Annotated in this window: 15 protein-coding genes and 1 pseudogene; 7 read left to right on the plus strand and 9 right to left on the minus strand. The window is 58.9% G+C overall.

The window, feature by feature from the left end:
- Positions 1 to 30: 30 nt before the first annotated feature.
- The 4 genes from HNP60_RS04805 to HNP60_RS04820 all read right to left on the minus strand — a co-directional run bounded on the left by HNP60_RS04805 (position 31) and on the right by HNP60_RS04820 (position 5,944).
- Positions 31 to 2,124, minus strand: a complete 2,094-nt coding sequence (locus HNP60_RS04805) for a peptidase domain-containing ABC transporter (protein WP_184150863.1) — start codon at positions 2,122 to 2,124, stop codon at positions 31 to 33.
- Positions 2,121 to 3,326 (minus strand): HlyD family secretion protein, encoded by a 1,206-nt coding sequence (locus HNP60_RS04810; RefSeq protein ID WP_184150866.1) that lies wholly within the window; start codon positions 3,324 to 3,326, stop codon positions 2,121 to 2,123. The genes HNP60_RS04805 and HNP60_RS04810 overlap by 4 nt, the downstream gene beginning before the upstream one ends.
- Before the next feature lie 808 nt (positions 3,327 to 4,134).
- Positions 4,135 to 4,371 (minus strand): hypothetical protein, encoded by a 237-nt coding sequence (locus tag HNP60_RS20160; RefSeq protein WP_184150869.1) that lies wholly within the window; start codon positions 4,369 to 4,371, stop codon positions 4,135 to 4,137.
- A 433-nt stretch (positions 4,372 to 4,804) separates the two neighbouring features.
- Positions 4,805 to 5,944, minus strand: coding sequence for a polysaccharide biosynthesis/export family protein (locus HNP60_RS04820; protein WP_184150872.1), 1,140 nt, complete (start codon positions 5,942 to 5,944; stop codon positions 4,805 to 4,807).
- Positions 5,945 to 6,227: 283 nt separating this feature from the next.
- Between HNP60_RS04820 and HNP60_RS04825 the strand changes: the two genes are divergently transcribed.
- From HNP60_RS04825 to HNP60_RS04840, 4 genes and pseudogenes are all read left to right on the plus strand, one after another.
- Positions 6,228 to 7,289: a KpsE/RkpR family capsule polysaccharide export protein gene (locus tag HNP60_RS04825; RefSeq protein ID WP_231848757.1), complete on the plus strand. Its 1,062-nt coding sequence runs from the start codon at positions 6,228 to 6,230 to the stop codon at positions 7,287 to 7,289.
- A 3-nt stretch (positions 7,290 to 7,292) separates the two neighbouring features.
- Positions 7,293 to 8,090 (plus strand): ABC transporter permease, encoded by a 798-nt coding sequence (locus HNP60_RS04830; protein WP_014075339.1) that lies wholly within the window; start codon positions 7,293 to 7,295, stop codon positions 8,088 to 8,090.
- Positions 8,087 to 8,734: an ABC transporter ATP-binding protein gene (locus HNP60_RS04835; protein ID WP_014075340.1), complete on the plus strand. Its 648-nt coding sequence runs from the start codon at positions 8,087 to 8,089 to the stop codon at positions 8,732 to 8,734. Before HNP60_RS04830 ends, HNP60_RS04835 begins: the two co-directional genes overlap by 4 nt.
- A 289-nt stretch (positions 8,735 to 9,023) precedes the next feature.
- Positions 9,024 to 10,138 (plus strand): annotated as a pseudogene (locus HNP60_RS04840) (IS3 family transposase).
- A gap of 109 nt (positions 10,139 to 10,247) precedes the next feature.
- On the opposite strand, the gene fcl reads toward HNP60_RS04840, so the two are convergent.
- The 4 genes from fcl to HNP60_RS04860 all read right to left on the minus strand — a co-directional run bounded on the left by fcl (position 10,248) and on the right by HNP60_RS04860 (position 15,037).
- Positions 10,248 to 11,213 (minus strand): GDP-L-fucose synthase, encoded by a 966-nt coding sequence (gene fcl, locus HNP60_RS04845; RefSeq protein WP_041391732.1) that lies wholly within the window; start codon positions 11,211 to 11,213, stop codon positions 10,248 to 10,250.
- Between the two features lies 1 nt (position 11,214).
- The gene (gene gmd, locus HNP60_RS04850) at positions 11,215 to 12,351 is read right to left on the minus strand and encodes a GDP-mannose 4,6-dehydratase (RefSeq protein WP_014075344.1); all 1,137 of its coding nucleotides are present in this window, start codon (positions 12,349 to 12,351) and stop codon (positions 11,215 to 11,217) included.
- 87 nt (positions 12,352 to 12,438) lie between these two features.
- Positions 12,439 to 13,482, minus strand: coding sequence for a glycosyltransferase (locus tag HNP60_RS20165; protein WP_184150874.1), 1,044 nt, complete (start codon positions 13,480 to 13,482; stop codon positions 12,439 to 12,441).
- A 13-nt stretch (positions 13,483 to 13,495) separates the two neighbouring features.
- Complete coding sequence (locus tag HNP60_RS04860; protein ID WP_014075346.1) at positions 13,496 to 15,037, minus strand: glycosyltransferase family 2 protein; 1,542 nt, start codon at positions 15,035 to 15,037, stop codon at positions 13,496 to 13,498.
- Positions 15,038 to 15,359: 322 nt separating this feature from the next.
- Here HNP60_RS04860 and HNP60_RS04865 point away from each other — a divergent pair, with 322 nt between their 5' ends.
- Genes HNP60_RS04865 through HNP60_RS04875 form a run of 3 tightly spaced genes read left to right on the plus strand, consistent with a single transcriptional unit; the run spans position 15,360 to position 18,864 of the window.
- Positions 15,360 to 17,021 (plus strand): tetratricopeptide repeat protein, encoded by a 1,662-nt coding sequence (locus HNP60_RS04865; protein ID WP_184150877.1) that lies wholly within the window; start codon positions 15,360 to 15,362, stop codon positions 17,019 to 17,021.
- Positions 17,018 to 18,214, plus strand: a complete 1,197-nt coding sequence (locus tag HNP60_RS04870; protein WP_184150880.1) for a glycosyltransferase family 4 protein — start codon at positions 17,018 to 17,020, stop codon at positions 18,212 to 18,214. Before HNP60_RS04865 ends, HNP60_RS04870 begins: the two co-directional genes overlap by 4 nt.
- Positions 18,211 to 18,864 carry a hypothetical protein gene (locus HNP60_RS04875; RefSeq protein ID WP_041391735.1) on the plus strand — a complete coding sequence of 218 codons (654 nt, stop codon included), beginning with the start codon at positions 18,211 to 18,213 and terminating at the stop codon, positions 18,862 to 18,864. The genes HNP60_RS04870 and HNP60_RS04875 overlap by 4 nt, the downstream gene beginning before the upstream one ends.
- Before the next feature lie 22 nt (positions 18,865 to 18,886).
- On the opposite strand, the gene HNP60_RS04880 is transcribed toward HNP60_RS04875, so the two are convergent.
- Positions 18,887 to 19,267 (minus strand): hypothetical protein, encoded by a 381-nt coding sequence (locus HNP60_RS04880; protein WP_014075350.1) that lies wholly within the window; start codon positions 19,265 to 19,267, stop codon positions 18,887 to 18,889.
- Positions 19,268 to 19,311: the final 44 nt, after the last annotated feature.

A 19,311-nucleotide genomic window follows, 5' to 3' on the forward strand; every position in this document is an offset into this window, starting at 1 on the left:
GCGCGGCGGGGAGGCGAGAGACCTGCGGTCTTAGCCTTCCGCGATCTTGCCGCCAACCAGCCGTACCACCCGATCCGCTGCGGCGATCGTCTCCGGACGGTGCGCGATCACGATGCGCGTGATTCCAAGGGCACTGACCGCGCGATTGACGGCGGCCTCATGATCCAGATCGAGATGCGCGGTGCCTTCATCCAGCAGCAGCACATCAGGCCGGCGATAAAGTGCGCGAGCCAGCAGGATGCGCTGTTTCTGGCCCCCCGACAGCGTCGAGCCCATGTCCCCGACGAGCGTGTGATGGCGCATCGGCATCGCGTCGATGTCATCGAGGATCGAGGCCGCGCTCAGGCAGGCGCGCAGATGCTCCATGTCGACCTCCTCGAAGGAAGCGACATTATCGGCGATCGACCCGGCGTAGAGCACGTCGTCCTGCAGCACCGCCGCGACATGCTGGCGGAAGGCGCGGCGGCCATATTGGGAGAGGGGGCGCCCATCGATGAGCACGTCGCCCTGCACGGGATCGACAAGGCCGAGGATGATCTTGGCGAGCGTGCTCTTGCCGCCGCCCGAGGGGCCGGTGATGGCGATATGATCCCCCGGCGCGATCGACAGGTCGATGCCCGCCAGCACCAGCGGGTCATGCGCTCCGTAGGAGAAATGCACGTTGCGCAGCTCGATCCTGCCCTCGAATGCGGGCTGGACCAACGGCTCGGCGAAACCACGGTCCTCCTGGGTCTGAGCAATGTCGGCGATCTGATCGAGATGAAGATCGAGCAGGCGCAGCTTGATCCCTTCGTCCAGGAGCGATTGGCCGGCCTGCACGAACTGCTGGCGATAGGCGAGATAAGCGAAGAGCGTGCCCAGGCTGAGCGCCCCCGCCATGCTTCCCCGAATGGCGAGGAACACGACCAGCACCAGCTCGATCGCGGGGATGAGCGTTTTCGCGGTTTCGTGCCAGGCCTTGACCCGCTCGTGAAGGTAGCGCGCGCCCAGCGCATCAGTGAGGCGGTTCTGCCAATAAGCATGCCGCATGGCCTCGCGGCCGGAGAGGCGCAGTGTGACGATGCCGCGCAGGGTCTCGATCACGGCACCCTGCTCGCGGGCCAGCGCCTTCACATATTCCGCCTCGCGCTGCTTCTCCGCGCGCAAAAGGCCGAGGCGGACGGCGCTGTAGGCAAGGAGGCCGAGCAACGAGACGAAGGCGAGCTGCGGGGCGATCAGCAGCATCATCACCAGCGTCAGCACCGAGAGCAGGCCGTCGATGAGCGCGATCGGCGCGCTCTCGATGAGGAACCGCTGGATCGGAAGGATGGATTGGAACCGGGTGAGGATGTCCCCCACCTTCCGCTTTTCGAACCAGGCGATCGGCAGGCGGAACAGGCGCCGCGCCAGATTGGAGGTGATGCCGTAGGACAGGGCGGCACCGGAGGAGAGGAGAACGAGCTTGCGCAGCAGCGAGGCGCCCGCGCCGATCAGCGCCAGCGCCGCAAAACCCACCGCCAGCGTGATGAGCAGGTTGCTGTCCAGGCTGGAGAGCGCCTCGTCCACGGCCGTGCGCAGGTAGAAGGGCGAGGCAAGCACCCATGCCTGCATGACGATGCTGAGGATGATCGTTTGCGCCAGCGCGCGGCGCAGGCCGGTGATGCCGCTCCACAGGTCCCGGAACCGCAGCGGCCGCTTCGACCGCACCGCGCGGAAATCCTGCGAAGGTCGCAGTTCCAGCGCGACGCCGCTGAAATGGCGCCCCACCTCGTCGAATTCATACCAGCGCGCGGTCCCGGCCGGATCGACGATATAGGCCCGCTCCCGCTCTACGCGCTCCAGCACGACGAAGTGATTGAGATCCCAGTGGAGGATCGCGGGCAGGTTCAGCAGGTGCAGGCCCGCCATTTCGAGCTTGAGCGGACGCGGCAGCAATTGCATCGCATCCGCCGTCTGCATGAGCTGGCGAAGCGACATGCCCCGGGCACTGACGCCAAAGCGCTGGCGCAGCATGTTGAGGTCTATCTCATGGCCATGCCAGTTCGCGATCATCGCGAGCGCGGCGAGCCCGCATTCCGCCGCTTCGGTCTGGCGAATGAGGCCGATCCGCCGGCGACCGGAAAAATTGGCGGGGAAGATGTTCATTGCCGCGCCACCGCTGCGAAGGGATCGACCAGCCATTGCAGGAAGGAGCGTCGGGCCAGCACGATCCGGGCATCGAGCGCGAGGTCCGGGCGCAGCACCACGTTGCGGGCCCGCTGCCGCTCGCTGAGCGGTTGGAGCCGCGCGGTGACCAGGAAATAAGGCTGCGCGTCAGCCACGGGCGCCGCGCCGACGGTCTCCACCACGGCGCGGAACGTGCCATAATCCTGTACCGGATAGGCTGGCAGCGTCACGCGCACGTCCTGCCCCGGTGCGATCTGGGCGATCGTGGAGGTCGGCACCCGGAGCTCGGCGAGCCACCCCGTGCCGGGCGGTACGATGCGGCCGTAGATCGTGCCGCGCGCCACGCTTTCCCCCTCGCGAAAGCGAAGGGCAGTGAGGATGCCGGCGCGGGGCGCGACGAGATCGATCGTCCCGGCATTGGCGAGCGTGGCGCCTTCGCGCCGCACCTGCGCGAGCTGCGCGTCATAGCTGCCCTGTCCGGCCCGCAAATGGCTGGCGAGCTGATCCCGCTCGATGCGCGCGGCTGTAAGGGCATTGGCGTGGAGGCTGCGGCTCTGCTCCAGCCGAGCCAGGTCCTGACGGCGCGTGATGAGCAGTTCGCGCCGTTCCTGGAGATCGCGGCCGGAAATGAAGCCATCCCGCGCCACCGCCTCGACGCGCGCCAGCTCCTGCCGGGAGGAAGCGATCAGTGCCTCCTGCGCTTCGATCTGCCGGTCGATCGCGCCGATCTGGCGTTCCTCGTCGCGAATGCGCTCGTCCAGCTTGCGCCGGTTTTCCTCGATCGCTTCGCCGGCGGCGCGGCGCTGCGTGGCGAGGGCGGCTTCCTCCTGGCCGAGTGCCTCGCGGCGCTCCTGCACCAGCGAGAGCCCGTCGGCGGCCTGGGGGCGCGCGATGCGGGCAATGAGCTGGCCTTCCCGCACCGGCTGACCTTCGCGCACGAGGACCGAGGCGATCACGCCATCGTCCGGCAAGGCGATGCTGGCGACGCTGGTGGCGGGGCGCAACGTGCCGCTGGCTTTGATCGTTCGGCTATAGGAGCCGAGCGTCAGGAAGAGGACGAGGGCGAGGACAAGCGCCAGCAGCAGCCAGCCGATCGCCTGCCAGCGCAACGGCGGCACGAGGAACACCTCGCCATGGAGGCGGTGCTGATGATCGAGGGCCTGTTGCCTGAAGAGCTGCATATGTTCACCACCCTTGCCGGCTTCTAGGATGGCGGGCGGGGTCAGGGCTACAGCGAAATCGCGCGCGGGCGGCCAGGCGCGCCGCTCGGCGATCCGAAACGGGGCATCCGGTGCCGCAAACGAAAATCCGGGCGGACAGGGGCCACGAAGCCCTTCATCCGCCCGGCTGTCATTTCAGTCCTTCAGCGGACTGCAACGGCTCAATTGTAGCCGCGAACACCCGTGTTCGATTCGTCGTTCGGCACGCCGCCGGCGACAAGGTCAATTTCCTGCTCGTTGAGCTCTTCAATAATCATCGACGACTCCTGTTTTCAGTCGGCATTTCGGCCGACTTTTCAGGGAATATAGGAAGGTTAATCGAGCGTAAACCCGGGTTAACCCTTAGTTGCGACAGATGGTTATTGAAGATAAAATTATGTAAAATCAATAACATGTTGCAGCATTGGGGCTGCATGCCTTGCGAGATGATGAGTCTGCACAGCCTCTGATGGTTGAACTGTCCCAAAACGGGCCACCGCATCATTGGCGCGTTTCGTCTGACTCGCCATTGACGAGGTAGCCGCAGTCAGCAGCGATGGCCCGGTTGAGATCGATCCGCCTCTGACTCGGGTGTCCCCTAGGATAGCCGGAAGCCAACCGGTTCCGGCCAGAAGCCGCTCGGCGGTCTGCACCAGGTCCCCGGTTTCTTCATGTCGGCGATACGGCGGTCAGCGCCCTCCTACACGCCGTGGGTACGGCCTTGAGATAGTTCACGCGACGAAGGTGGGGGCCAGTCCTTGGTACGTCCAGCGCCAGCGGGGTCGCCAGCCTATCCGCTGTTTGCAGCAAACTGGGCTTGCGGTCCCACTGCAACGGCATTCACGGTACGAGACGTGCAATGCGCCAGCAGCACCAAATGCCTCTCGAAGTCCAGCCCGACGATGAAGCCCCACAGGTCCGCTACGTCACGAGGCATCCGCTCGGCCCATGCCTCGTGCCGCTCGCTCGCCTTCGCGGCCTGCGGGGTATCCTCGCTCCAGTCAGCGTGACCCCCGAGCGGCGTCACGGTCGGACGAACATCAAGGTAGCCCGCCTCGCTTAGCTGCAGAAGAGTTGCGCCGTGAGTATGTGACTCAGGGCGATCAGCGCCAGATCGGGCCGCTCGCCAAGCGCTACACGCAAGGCCGGGTGTTCGACAGGCGGACAGGTCGCGGGTAAGGCTGCCGGAAATCGGCCGCCCGGTTCCTCATCCTCTTCCTCGATCTCCTGCGTCCTCGTCGCTGTCCTCCGCCTGCTCGTCCGCGACGGCCCGCGGGCCGATGGCTTCGCCTTTGCTCTGCAGCGAAGCCCGCCAACCGGTCGATCCGGCGCCGCGCCCCAGGCAATCAAGCAACAATCGAACGGTGTATGGGCGGCCGAACTGGCCAGAGTTGGGTAATCGGCGCCGGTTATTCCAGACAGAGAAGGCGGGCGACCGCCGGGATCGCCCTTCAGGCGCCTCAGTTGGTGTTCTGCACCGTCTGCACCGCAGCCGTAATCGTCAGGATGGGTGAAAACAGCTGGCTGATCAACTGGATGAGCTTGCTGGGCTGGTTGGCCGCGGCATTGCCGAAGTAAAGCACATCCTTGTCTCGCATGGCGAAACGCTGGGCGAGGAAATACGACCCGGTCTTCATCATGTTGACATGATAGACCATCGGTATCTCGTTGCCCTGCTCGTCGCGGACATAGCGGAACAGGAAGATCGCGGCGGGATTGCCGATGCTGGGATTGACGCCGCCGGCAGTCGCGATCGCCTCGGCGAGGGAAACCGACGACCGCCTGAACGGAACCTGTTCGACTCGCCCGGAAGCGCCCAGCACCGAGAAGGTGCGGGGATCGTCGATCAGCGTCAGGCGGTCGCCCGGATAGGCGCGCACATCCAGTTTCGGATTCTCGACGAGGTCGTTGATGCGCAAGTCAACACTTTGGCCGCCGCGAACGATCCGGAGAAGCAGGTCCTTGGCCTCTCCTCGATAGCCACCGGCAAGCGCGATCACGTCGGACAGCGTTTCCCGATTCGTCTGCAACACGAGACGGCCCGGCTTTGCCACTTCGCCCCCGACGATGATCGAATTGGTGATGGCCTGATTGAGCGTGACGATCACTTGCGGATTTTGCGACATCCCCGCCAGCGAATTGCGAATCATCGTCTCGACTTCGCCGGTCGTGACCCCCGCGACATGAAGCGTGCCGGCATAGGGAATGCTTATGTCGCCAAGGTCATCCACCCGCGTGGGCGGCAGCTTCTGTACCTGCACGCCGGGACTGGCGCCGACCTGGCTCAATCCCCCACTTCCGCCAGCGGCCGAAAACAGCGTGACCCCGGCTTCGTAGATATTGATGTCCAGCACGTCGCCCGGACCGATCATGTCGGTCGGCGGTGGTGCCAGCTCGGGCAATAGCCCCGCCGCCACCTGATCGGCTTCCGGAACATCCGCAATCGTCTGGATGGGGACAATCTGGATCGGCGAGGCTTCATGCCCGGGCGTTTGGGCCGTTTTCTCGATCTGCCCCCTGGTAGGACCATTGGAGGGAAGCGTGGCGCAACCCGCAAGTCCTGCAAGCAGGACCAGAAAAACGCTATTCTTAACTTGCATCACTGATGAACTCGGAGGCTTGCGGCATCGATGGCCGCACGCCTTAGCACCGGGACCGGAGAATGGACAATAGTTCCTCTTGCCATAGCCTCGGCAGGTCGCTGCTTGGCCTTGCGCCCCGCTTCATGTTGGCCTAGCGCAGGACGGCTCAGATACCCATGTCAGGCATTACAAAGACTTTATGAACGTAAACCCATCGTTCCCCGTCGAGGCCGAAGCGACGGTCCATCGATCCGCATTTTCTCAGTGGATGAGGAAACGACGCTGGTTTCTGGGGTTCGTCGTGGCACCGACGATCCTGGCTGCGACCTATTATGGCCTGATTGCCTCTGATGTCTACATTTCGGAGTCGCGGTTCGTCATCAAAAGCCCTGACCGGAAGGGATCGCAAGTCTCCACCCTGGCCAATCTGGTCCAGACGACCGGACTTTCCGCGGGGCAGGAACAAACGAATGAGGTGCTCGCTTACGTGCGCTCGCGTGATGCCCTCAGAGCCCTGGAAAAGAATTCGGGCATTCGCGAGCGGTTTTCGTCAAGCCTTGCCGATCGCTTCTCCCGATTCCCGCATCCGTTTTCCGACAGCAGTTTCGAGAGTTTATTCAAATATTACGACGGTATGATTGACGCTCGTCTTGATACCAGCACGGGCACTGCCATCATTAAGGTGAAAGCCTTCACTCCCCAGGACGCTTACATAATCAATCGTCAGTTACTCGACCTGAGCGAGGGGCTCGTCAATCGCCTGAACGCCCGCTCGCAAACCAAGAGCATCGCCGAAGCTCAAAGGCAGGTCGATCTTGCTACTGAAAGGGCTAGAGCAGCTCGGGTGGCCTTGGCGCGGTATCGCAATACCCAGGCATTGATCGATCCAGAGAGGCAGGCAGCGGGAGTTCTGGAACTCGCCAATAGCATGATTGGTGAACGGGCCGCCCTGCAGGCTCAGCTCGACCTTATGCAGCGTGTGGCCCCGAACAACCCGTCGATCCCCGCGCTTCGCAGCCGGATCAATGCAATCACGGTTCAGATCGCATCCCAGGACGGCCGAGTGGTCGGCACCGGGAGCGGCATTGCTTCCAAAATGGGCGACTACGAGAACCTTCTCGTCGAGCAGGAATTTTCGACCGAAAGCCTGAACGTAGCCAATGCGGCCCTCGTGCAGGCAAGGGCCGAAGCCCAGCGGCAGCAATTCTATCTCGAGCGCGTTGTTAACCCGAACTTGCCGGACACGCCGCTCCTTCCGAAGCGTATCCTGAGTGTGATAATTTTCGCTGCGGCTGCGACCTGCCTTTACTTCATCGCATGGATGTTTGTGACAGGCATTCTTGAACACGCGCCGGAAGACTGAACAATGGCTGATGCCGGCTTTCAAAGACTGCAATCGGGATGGGCGACGCAGGTTCGTGTAATTCATGCCCTCATGATCCGCGAGCTGCATACGAGGTTCGGCCGAGAAAATATCGGCTTCCTTTGGATCATGGTCGAGCCCCTATTGTTCGCAATTCTCGTGGCGATCGTCTGGAGATTTATAAAAGGGCCAGAAGAGCACGGAGTAAGCATCGTTGCTTTTGTGATTTCTGGATATATCCCCATCACCTTATTTCGACACGGAGTTTCACGAAGCACTTCGGTGTTTACGGCTAATTCTAGTTTATTATATCACAGGCAAATAAAGATTCTTGATTTCATATTGGTCAGATTTGCTATCGAGGTTCTGGGCGGTATGATGGCTTATTTATTTATCGCGCTAATATTGATACCGCTTCAACAGTTCCCAATTCCAGCGGATATAGGTTTATTTATCGCGGGCTGGTTTACTTATGCAATATTCTGCTTTTCCCTTTGCTTGGTGATCGGGCCACTTTCTGAAATGTCAGAAGTTGTCGAAAAATTTGTTCCAGTTACAACATATATCATGATTCCAATTTCCGGCCTGTTTACCATGGCATCATGGGTCCCTCCTCCGTTAAGGGACTATCTACTTTATTCTCCATTTGTGAACGCAATGGAGATGATGCGCAAAGGTCTATGGGGGGATCAGGTAACCGCCTATTACAGTATATGGAACCCAATTGGCTGTTCCATGGTGGCCGCAGCAATCGGCCTTGCTCTTTGTCGTCGCGTACGCAGGACCCTCACTGTCGAATGATAATTTGTCAGAATATCTGTAAATCGTACCCACAAGGTGCGGGACGGAAACGCGTGCTCGATGATGTCAATCTTATCGTTGAGCGGGGAGAACGCGTCGCATTGCTTGGTCGCAATGGGGCAGGCAAGAGCACCCTCATTAAGTTAATCGGCGGCGTCGAGATGCCGACTTCGGGCAAGATTACCCGGCAGATGTCCACTTCCTGGCCATTGGGTTTTGCAGGCGGCTTCCAAGGCAGTCTGACCGGTTACGACAATGCTCGATTCATCGCCCGTATCTACGCGCGGGATTATACTCAGATTCGAGCATTTATTGAGGATTTCACCGAACTGGGAAGCCAACTAAAGATGCCGGTGAAGACCTATTCATCGGGCATGCGCGCGCGCTTGGCATTCGCCCTGTCGTTGGCGATCGAGTTCGACTGCTATCTGATTGATGAGATCATCTTGGTCGGCGACCAAAACTTTCATCGGAAATGCCATTACGAACTTTTTGAAAAGCGCAGTGACCGCGCCATGATTCTCGCGTCGCATAGTTTAGATATTGTACAGAAATACTGTAATCGTGCAGTAATTATAGATAAATGCAAAGCAATTAATCATCCAAATGTGGATATTGCTATCGCAAATTACACAAAGCTATAAATTGAAAATATAAAGTAAAACATGAAATAATTCTGATTTTTAGTATCATATCTAGATTTTTATTATATAAACATGACAGGTGTCAGTGTGAATTTCTGCCCCACGTTTAAGGCGTAGGCTGACATCATGCGGAACCTGCGGAGCTGAAAAGCCAACTGCTTTAGCTATCATTGTCGCAATTGTTGGCGCGGCGCCTGCCCTTCTGCCTCGTACACGATGGCGCCGTGACGTTCTCGGCTGAAATGTGAGCGATTTTGAGTAGAGCCCGATGTGGAGGGGTCGGATGAAGATGAAGCGCAGCAGGTTCGGCGAAGAACAGATCATCGCGATCTTGAAGATGTAGGGGGCCGGGATGGCAACCGCGGACATGTGCCGCCATGGGATCAGCTCGGCGACGTTCTACAAGTGGAAGTCGAATTATGGCGGTCTGGAGGTGTCCGAAGCCCGGCGCCGGCGCACGCTCGAGGAAGAGAACGGCCGGCTGAAGAAGCTGCTGGCCGAACCCATGCTGGACAACGTGGTACTGCAGGATCTGGCATCAGGAAAATGGTGACGCCCGGCGCTAAGCGGGATGCCGTCGCCCGTGCCGTGAGCATCACGGCTTGAGCGAGCGTCGGGCGTAAACCTGATCGGTGTAAGCCGGCGGGTGATCCGGTGTCGATCGTCGCGGCCGGACGATGGCCCGCTGCGGCAGCGGCTGCGCGAGTTGGCGGGGGAACGTCGCCGGTTCGGCTATCGGCACATGGGCTATCTGCTGGCTCGCGAGAGCATCACGCCCAACCACAAGAAGCTGCTTTGGGTCTATCGTGAGGAGAACCTGCGGATCCGTCGACGCGGTAGCCGCAAGCGCGCCCTGGGCGCACGGTCACCGATGGTGCTGCCGGACGGCCCCAACCAGCGTTGGTCGCTGGACTTCGTCTCCGATACCGACACCCTGACTTGCGGCCGCGTTTCCGCATCCTGTGCGTGGTCGATGACTACACGCGCACTGGTGGCCGACACGTCACTGTCGGGCGTGCGGGGCGCGCGGGAACTGACGCGGCTGATCGGAATGCGCGGCAAGCCGCATACGGTGGTCAGCAGCAATGGCACGGAACTGACCTCGTCGGCCATCCTGCGCTGATTGCAGGAGCGGCGGATCGAGTGGCATTACATCTCCCCAGGCAAGCCGACTCAGAAGGGCTTCGTCGAGAGCTTCAACGGTCGCTTGCGCGGCAAATGCCTCAACGAGACGCTGTTCACATCGCTGCCGGATGCCCGCTTCGTGCTGGACGCTTGGCGGCACGACTGCAACCACGTGAGATACACTCGAAACTGGGCGGAAAGACCCCGCCGAGATCGCCGGCCAACGTGTCGGGAGGCATGCCCCCCGATACGTCGCCATCCATCAAACAACCATCATGAAGGAGCGAGACTCTACTACCTCTAGCCGATAACAATCACGGGAGCAGGTCGAGAACATTCGCTTTTATCAGTGACAGGTAAAAAAAGGGGACAGACGCATCAGCGCGTTTCAAGCTTCCCGGAAATTGTCGCGGTTTTTCAGAAACCAGCGGTATGTTGACTCGATCCCCTGCGATAAGCTGATTTTGGCGCGCCAGCCCATACTGGCGAGCCGGCGTACATCCATCAGCTTCTGGGGCGTGCCATCCGGTTTCGAGGGATCGAAACTGATTCGTCCCTTATAGCCCGTAACTTTCGCCACCAGCTGTGCAAGCTCCGCGATCGAAACATCATCGCCATAACCGACATTGATGTGACTGAGCATGGGTTCGGTGTTAGCTTCATAGACATCTTTGGACAGGTCCATGACGAACAAAGATGCCTCTGCCATATCATCGACATGCAAAAATTCCCGGCGCGGCGTTCCAGTGCCCCACACGACGATTTCCTGAATTCCTGTCTCGACGGCTTCATGGAAGCGTCGCAGCAGAGCGGGTAGCACGTGGGAGTTGGCGACGTGGAAATTGTCACCCTCGCCATACAGATTAGAAGGCATTACGCTGCGATAGTCGGTGCCATATTGCCGGTTGTAACTCTCGCACATCTTGATGCCGGCGATCTTCGCGATGGCATAAGGCTCGTTGGTCGGCTCCAGAACCCCAGTCAGCAGCGCATGCTCCTCCATGGGTTGCGTGACGGCGCGCGGATATATGCACGAAGACCCTAGGAAGAGTAGGTTCTGGACACCGGCTTCGAAAGCCTGATGGATAAGATTGCATTCGATCATCAGGTTTTCATAGATGAACTGCGCAGGATAGGTATTGTTGGCATGGATTCCGCCGACCTTGGCTGCCGCAATAATGACGGCATCCGGCCGTTCGGCCTGCATGAACGCACGCACGGCAGCCTGATCCTGCAGATCAAGAGCGTCACGACCTCGGGTGATAGTCCCGATGCCCCGTTCCTGCAGCTTTCGCAGGATGGCTCCGCCGACCATCCCGCGGTGACCGGCGACAAAGACCCGTCTCGGAAACATGTCAGTTTTCCACCGATACCGGAATGTCGTAACCGTGCGCCTTGAGCAACGCATGGCGTTTCGCAACCTTCAAGTCAGCCGCGACCATCTCGGCGCACATTTGCTGCGCCGAGATTTCGGGAACCCATCCGAGTTTTTCCTTGGCGTTCGTGGGATCACCCAGCAATGTTTCCACCTCTGCCGGACGGAAATAACGAGGATCGATCCGTACAATCACGTCGCCGGGCCTTACGCTGCACTCCCGGGGCTCGCGAACAGTCTCCACGATCCCGACCTCATCAACGCCCTCTCCAGCGAAACGAAGACAGATGCCCAGTTCGGCGGCGGACCAAGTGATGAACTCACGGACGGAATATTGGCGGCCGGTCGCAATAACGAAGTCTTCCGGCGTTTCCTGCTGCAACATCATCCACTGCATGCGTACGTAATCGCGGGCATGGCCCCAATCGCGTAGCGAGTCGATATTGCCCATGAACAGGCATTCCTCCAACCCCTGGCTGATATTAGCGAGGCCGCGCGTGATCTTGCGGGTTACGAATGTCTCGCCGCGCCGCGGACTTTCGTGATTAAAGAGTACCCCGTTACAGGCATACATCCCATAGGCTTCCCGATAATTGACCGTGATCCAGTATGCGTAGAGCTTTGCGACGGCGTAGGGCGAGCGCGGATAGAAGGGAGTGGTTTCCCGTTGCGGGATTTCCTGGACAAGGCCATATAATTCGGACGTCGAGGCCTGATAGAAACGCGTTTTTTCCAAGCCTAGAAAGCGGATCGCTTCCAGCAGGCGAAGGGTCCCGACCGCGTCAACGTCGGCGGTATATTCCGGTGCTTCGAAGCTGACCGCGACATGGCTCTGAGCGCCGAGGTTGTAAACCTCGTCGGGCTGGACGTCCTGGAGGATACGGGTCAGGTTGGAGGTGTCCGACAGATCGCCATAATGCAATTTCAGGTGCGCGGATTCCGCATGGGGGTCTGCGTAGATATGGTCAATCCGCTGCGTGTTGAACGAGGATGCACGGCGTTTGATACCGTGAACTTCATATCCCTTTTCGATAAGAAACTCAGCAAGATAAGATCCGTCCTGGCCAGTGACTCCGGTTATGAGTGCTACTTTTCCACCTGTCGTATTGGAGGTCATGCCTGTTCTATGGCCCTATCGTACAGTTGCTGATCTCAAAGACGGCTCGACGAGACTACCGAACCCTCAGAAATTCGTTCGCTATTTCTAGTCCACCGATCGACGCAAGGCTCGCTCATGTGCTTCGCGCCGAAGGAGATTGCCGAAGGAAGCTGCGGAATCGCTGTAGCTCCATCGCCTGCGATCGTCCAGAATGATAGAATTCAAGCGCTCTCTGTCTTTTAACCATCGTTCATGGCCAAGGCGAACTCGCTGAAACGCGCCGGTGCTGATACGATCAAGATCCGATTTCGACAGGATAGGCAAGCTTAGCGGCGCATCCGGATCATAGAGAATGCCGGAGGACAGATGGCCGATATACTCGTTCATCGTCGGGGCATCGGGGGCGAGGACGATCTGCCCCCTAGCCATGGCTTCGAGGAAGGTGGCTCCGATACCCTCTTGCGTGCGCGGCGCGAAGTAAAAGCGGAAGGTGCTTGCGCAGGCATCCAGTGCCGCCCGGTCGTCGAACCAGCCTGAAACGCTGACAGGGACGGCGCCATCTTTCATTTGCGCAAGGCGGGCCGACTGGGCAATCCTATGGTGAGGACGATCGGGAGCGGCGTGTACATGAAGCTTGGTCAGGCCCAGCGCCCTGCATTGAGCCCGGACCTGGCTCGCGTTCGTTCGCTCCATCGGGCGCCTTTCCCAAAAGAAGGCGCCTTCGGGTTCGGCGAATGTGATGGGTTCCGCAGCTGGTTCGGGGAAATACTGGAAATAGGAGCTGTCCAGTCCCGCGCACTGCAGGGTTTCGTGCATCGCGCGGGAGAAGGCGATGAAGCGATGCATCTGGAAGCGCTGCCACCATGTCTCATCATAGTGAGAGGCCGCGTCGAACATTGGGATCAGGATCATCCGACCGACCTCGGTCGCGCACAGCAATTCAGACGCAATGTACTCCGTCTGCCAGAAAATGTAGCGATCAAATCGTTTCGCCGCGATCGCCGCAACGATGTCGTCGGCAGGGTCCCTCGGATCATCCGGCGAATGATAATATTCCTCGACGGATCCGAGCGCTTTAAGGATGTCGAGGAAAAAGATGTGCGATCGGCTCAGCTTGTGAAAAGCATGCCCAACAAAACAGATTCTCACGGTGATTGCTCCATCAGGCCCAAGTCAGGCGGCTAAAGGCGATTCCCAATCTCCGGTCATCGCCTGGTGGCTGAGCCAGCTTGTCGACGGAAAGCCGGAGCGTGTTGGATCCCCTTCGCCATTTGCCGGCTGGAGCAAAGGTAAGTGGCTGTGGGCCGGTCGACGGCTCCAGCTCATAATGCCCAACCGGTCGCTCGTTGAGATAGATGGTCACTTTTTGACCACCTTCAACAAAGGGATTCGCGCTGCAATACAGTGACATCGTTTCAGGGCAGGCAGCGAAGCTCGCCATCAACAGTGCGTCGTGTGCAACGGACCACACGAAGCCGCCTGACACTTCCACACCCGACCACCCATTCGAAAGGAGGCCGGAGAACTCGTCAAGTTGGTCTTCTCGTGCCGCCACATCCGTCGATCTCGACGGCGGCATGATCTCGAAGTGAAAATCCGCAAGACGGATGCCCGCCACCCGACTGTCCTCGCGCGTCAGCGGAGCGAGAACTTCAGGAATGATCGTCAGCCGAGAACCCGGCGGAAGCGCCTGGCTAAAGCGAAGGTCCAGATGGAACTGCCCCAGCCCGATGTCCGCTTCGGCGATCACCCTTCCGCCTGACATCAATGTCAGCTTCTGGTCTGGATGGGTATTGTCGCCTACGATGGTGATCCCCAGCGACGCGAAGTCCGAGGGCGTCACCATTTCGGTGATCCCTGCCCAGCGGACACGGGTGTCGAAGCCCGATGCAGGGTCCGGCATGTCAGGCGCGTGGGATCCCGACGCGTAATAGCCGCAATAGGGGGTATGCATCTCGAACGGCGAGGCCGTCGCGCTACCGAACATGAACTTGTCGACCTGTGTCGGGCGCAGTGAGCGGGAGCGATAGGCGTGCGCCCATTCGCGCTGGATCCTGCTACCCTGCGCGCCTGAAAAACCGCCGGCCAGATAGTGAGCCACGATTTCGTCGATATATTGCATTCGGGCGCCTTCGTCATACGCGCGAAATAGAAAGTCGTGGTCGGCGCAAATAGAGTAGCGGGGGTTGTATCTTATGTCACGCAACAACGATGCGCGCGTAAAAGTGGCCTGGTGACCCGGAATTCGGCTATGCCAGCGACGGTCGATCGTCCCTCTCCGCAGATCGTCGCGCAATGCAGAAAAGTCGCTCGATCGCTGGATTTTTTCCAGGCGGCCATTCACGTATACATGATCGCCGTAAAAGATATCGGGATCGCCAGCGACCCGTGCGAACATGTCGGCAACGGTATCGGCGCTATACAACCGGTCTCCGGCGTTTAAGAATAGAATATAGTCATTGGATGCCATGAACGCAGCGGCATTCATCGCGTCATAGATGCTACCGTCCTCGATATGCTCGACGCGATCAAATGCGCCTGCGTAGCGATCAAGAATGGTGCTGGTCGCGTCCCAGCTCATTCCGTCAACAAATATATACTCGACGTTCGCATAACTCTGATGGAGTACACTTTCGATCGTAAGGGGTAGGTCGGCAGCAGCATTTAAGGCGACCGTGACGATTGATAAGGACTTTTCAGTCATCAAAATCTTCTGCTTTTATGTTGAATTTTTATGATGATAATTCATTAAATGTCGAACTATTCTTCACATGTAATGAAAAAAATTTCATGGCCCGACAGGATATAAAAGCTTACAATATCATTCCTTTGTGTCAACAATGGAGATCAGTTCTGCATTGTAGGATCTTATATTTGATCGGTCTCGCCCGAAAGGCGAAATGGCTTGATGTTCTTCCGGCTGCCTCTAAAAAGCGCATGGCCATGCCGATCTGTTTTTTTGCCCGTATCTTGCAGCCTCTGTATTGGGTGTCTTCGCCGGAATCAATCAGGAGCAATGCGTGGGAATGACCGGGGAGCTGAATATCAACACGGATGTGGCTGCGCTCATGGCGGCTGGGCAATGGGATGTCGCTGCCATACTTATCCGCCAGATGCTCGCGGACCAGCCAGACGATGCCGGCGCCCGCATCCTGTATGGTGATTGCCTCTTGCAACTGGGCCAGTTCGCCGCCGCAGAGCAATCCTATCGGGTCGCGTTGTCCGATCGTGGTAGTATGAGCGTGCTTTTGTCCAAGCTCGCGCTCTTAGCCCGGGCGCGCAATAGGTTCGACGAGGCGCTCGGTTATTATCAGGAGTTCCGTGGCAAACCATCGGCCCATGCAGGGGGCGATACGCAGATGGCGGACGAGGCAGCCGCCATCAGGGCCGCTTGGCCCCGGCGACCGGAGGTGTCGCCGGATCAACTTACCATCATTTTCTCCGGATTGTCGTTTCCAGGCGTCCCAGCGGTTCATTGGGGGCGAGACAAGGCTTTCTGGCGCTACGCCCCGATCGCTCAAGCCTATATGTCGGTGCTCGATGCGGCCGGATTTTCCTATCGCGTTATTGCTCATCCTGAATATATAGCCGATGCGGCTACGGAATTCGGCACCTCTGACTGCATTCACATCCGTATTGCTCCACCGGATAATCCCCGGCTTTTGAAGGGAGCGTATAATATACTGGTCTGCCCCGCGACGGTTGCCGATCTTCCGATCAGCAAAAAGGAAAAGCATCCCTTTGCCGACTGGATGACGTTGATCGAAGCGTTTGACGAGATCTGGGCGCCGACGCGATACAGCTTCGACATACTTGTCAATTACACTCGCGCGAAGGCGCGCCTCGCGCCGCCGCCTTTAATACCGGTCGGAAACACGGGCCTGGTTGGCGAACCAGAGCGTCGCCGGGCGATCGGTATCCAGACGCTCGACAATCGCAAATTCATTCCTTTAGCGGTTTTTCCGCGCATCCAGCCCCTCTTCAGCAACTGGTCTGCACGTCAGGCACGGACGCTCGGCAGCATCGTCCAAGGCATGATCGAGGAGCCGCGTGTCTTCCTCGCGATGGTCGTCCAAGGTGACAGCCGCCAACACGTCCGGGCCCTTGTGGAGGCGTTCAGCGAATACCTTCTCTGGCATCCCGACGCGCTGCTGCTGATCCTCTACATGGCGGTCGATCTGCCTCCGGAGGCGATCAATCCCGATATCGCCAGGCATCATCTGGAACTTCCCGATCGGCTGTTGGAAACGCTCTGTTCGGACCGTATCTGGCTTTGTTCCGATCAGTGGAGTCCTGATGCCCTTGCCGAACTCTATGCCATGACCCATTTCTTCATTGGCTGCCCGTCCATTGAAGGGCATTCTCAGATGCTGGTGGACGCGATGACGCACGGCTGCGTGCCGATCATGCCGCGCCATTCAGGGTTATGTGACATCATCGACGATGACAGCGCAGTAGTGATAGCCAGCACGCCCATGGATGATCTGCCGTCAGAGCATCTAATCACGGCCGAAGATGTATCCGATGCCTTGGCGCGGGCTGGAGCGCTCTCCGACGAAGCCTATGCCGCTCTCCAGGCCCAGGCTGTCACAAGCGCGCACAGAATACATGGAGGGAAGAATACGACCGGCCTGTTTCAGCAATTCGTGAGCACGTTACGCGCGGCTGGATCGGCGGACCGCTCATGATCTGGAAAACAGCGGCAGAGTTGCCAGGGGCGTTATCGGGAGACGCGGTATCAGACTCGGGCATTCCCACGGCTGCGCTGGAGATTTCGCCGATGTTCGAGGAGCATTGGAGCGGCATTCCGATGGTCACCGCGGAGTTGGCCGGCCATGCGCTCGGCGACAGCGGTGTCGACTGGATATTCCTGCACAACAATATCGTCATTCCGTATGCACTGGTCGAACTCCTGCTGGTGCGCCGGTCTGGTCGTGCACTTCTGCCCGATCTCGCCGACCTGGCGTATGCGGGAAACCTCATCAATCGCTTCGAAGCCAGCACTCGCGCGTGCGTATGGCCGAACGTCAAATGCATGGCCGGCTGGTTCGCGCGTGAAGCCGTTATCATCCATGATTTGTCGACGTTGATCGCGCCGGAATTCCATAACGACGACACAATCAATTATCATTGTGATCGTGTCCTGCACGACTGCAGGACCTCCGATCATATTTTCTGCGTCTCCGATGCGACACGCAGGGACGTCATCAACTATTTGCGCGTGCCCGAGCGCAAGACCTCGGTAATTCCGCTAGGGGCGCGCTTCGAAGAGTCGGACCTCTATCAGGCGTGCGAGCAGCGTCGCAGCATCGATGTCGAACCCTATATCGTGATCATCGGAACAATCGAGCCTCGCAAGAACGGAGGCATGATCATCGACCTGCTGATGAAATATCCCCATCTTCTGAACGGCTACCAGATCGTCTTCATCGGTCGGGAAGGCTGGCTCGACGAGAAGCGGCGGATCATGGATCAATTGGCGACGTTGGGCATCGCGAGCGACAGAGTTGTCTTCACGGGTTATGTTTCTGACGAGATCAAGACCCGCTTGCTCCTGAACTGCGCCTTCGCCGTCTATCCATCCTTCTTCGAAGGCTATGGCCTTCCGGTGCTGGAATGCGCGGTGCTGGGCAAGCTATGCGTCGCATCGCGGACGAGCAGCATCGTGGAAGTTGCTCCTGACATGTGCATATTCTTCGATCCGACCGATTTGGAGAGTCTGCGCTCTGCGATCGAACACGCTCTTGCCTGCGTCCGGCTGCCGGGCAGGCAGGACCCGTCCTTTATCGATCTGTGCCTCGCGATCGAGGCTCGCGGTTGGCATCATTGCTACAATCATGTCCGCAATTGGCTGATGTCTGGGGAGCCTCACGCGTCATGATCGGGCAGGTTGTGCATCTTGATGCATGGTTCGATGGGGCAACGGGCAGAGTCGAGGGATATGCCGCGCCAGCGGGTGAGATTGCCCCCTGCACGATCCATTTTCGGAATGGTGGTCGCCTCATCGCTGCCGCCCGAGCGGTTCATTTCATGCGCGACGCGACTTACATCCGCGCGGGATGGTGCGGTTTCTCGCTGGGGGTCGTGCCAAGTCTCTTTCTGTTCGATGACAGTCTCGATCTGTGCTGCGCAGCATCCGGGAATGTTCTGCTGAGCTTGTCTTTTGCAGATATTGCTGATGGCTGGGCGGCGTCTCCCACGAAGGCAAGAACTGCCAAGATCATCGACTTCCTCCCCTCGCAAAGCGCTATACCCTCAGTCGAGGCACTCGGCCCGCTGGTGTCACGCATCATCGAGCGTAAGGGGCCGATAGTCGCGGCAGAGGCGATGTATGAGATGCTGCTCCGGCGCCCTGCCGACCCGGGCGGTCTAGTGGAGGTCGCGGGGCGGTTGAGAACCGGCCACGTCAAATTAGCGATGGAGGGGATGCTAGCGAGCGAGGAGTATGCCTCGCTCGCTGCTAGTCGTCGCCTTCTATCGCCCTTCGATTATGGCACCCCCCCTGAAATGGTTCTGGCTTTGGTGGACTAGGCCGTGAACTCATAAAAATGGATCAGGCTGATGCGGCCCTCTTGGCGTTTCGGTGCTGATGAGCACGGCGCCGGATGAAGGCGTGGATCGGGTAGATGTCGAGGAATTTTCCTCGTTGGCCATCGATAGTCAGGGTAAGCTGTTCGCCATCAGAAAGGGAAAGCAAAAGCTTACGGGCCTCGGCGCTCTCCTTTACCTGCGGATCGAATTTTAGGGCCGCGATGTCGCGATAGGCCACGAACCTCTGGTTTGGTAGCAAGCGCAGGCCTTCACGCTCAATGACGAAGATCTTCTCGCCAGAACTATCGCTGTAGATTCCAAGCACCTCTCCTGCGTCGTCGGTGCTGGACCCGCGCAGACCGATGGTGCTCTCCACGGTGCGCTTGATGATCGGATCACACATTGTGATGGTATACTCGATTTTGCCCTTTCGTCTTCATCGGGAAC

Origin of the sequence: Sphingobium lignivorans, from assembly GCF_014203955.1 — a bacterium.
In the GTDB taxonomy this organism is placed as follows: Bacteria; Pseudomonadota; Alphaproteobacteria; order Sphingomonadales; family Sphingomonadaceae; genus Sphingobium; species Sphingobium lignivorans.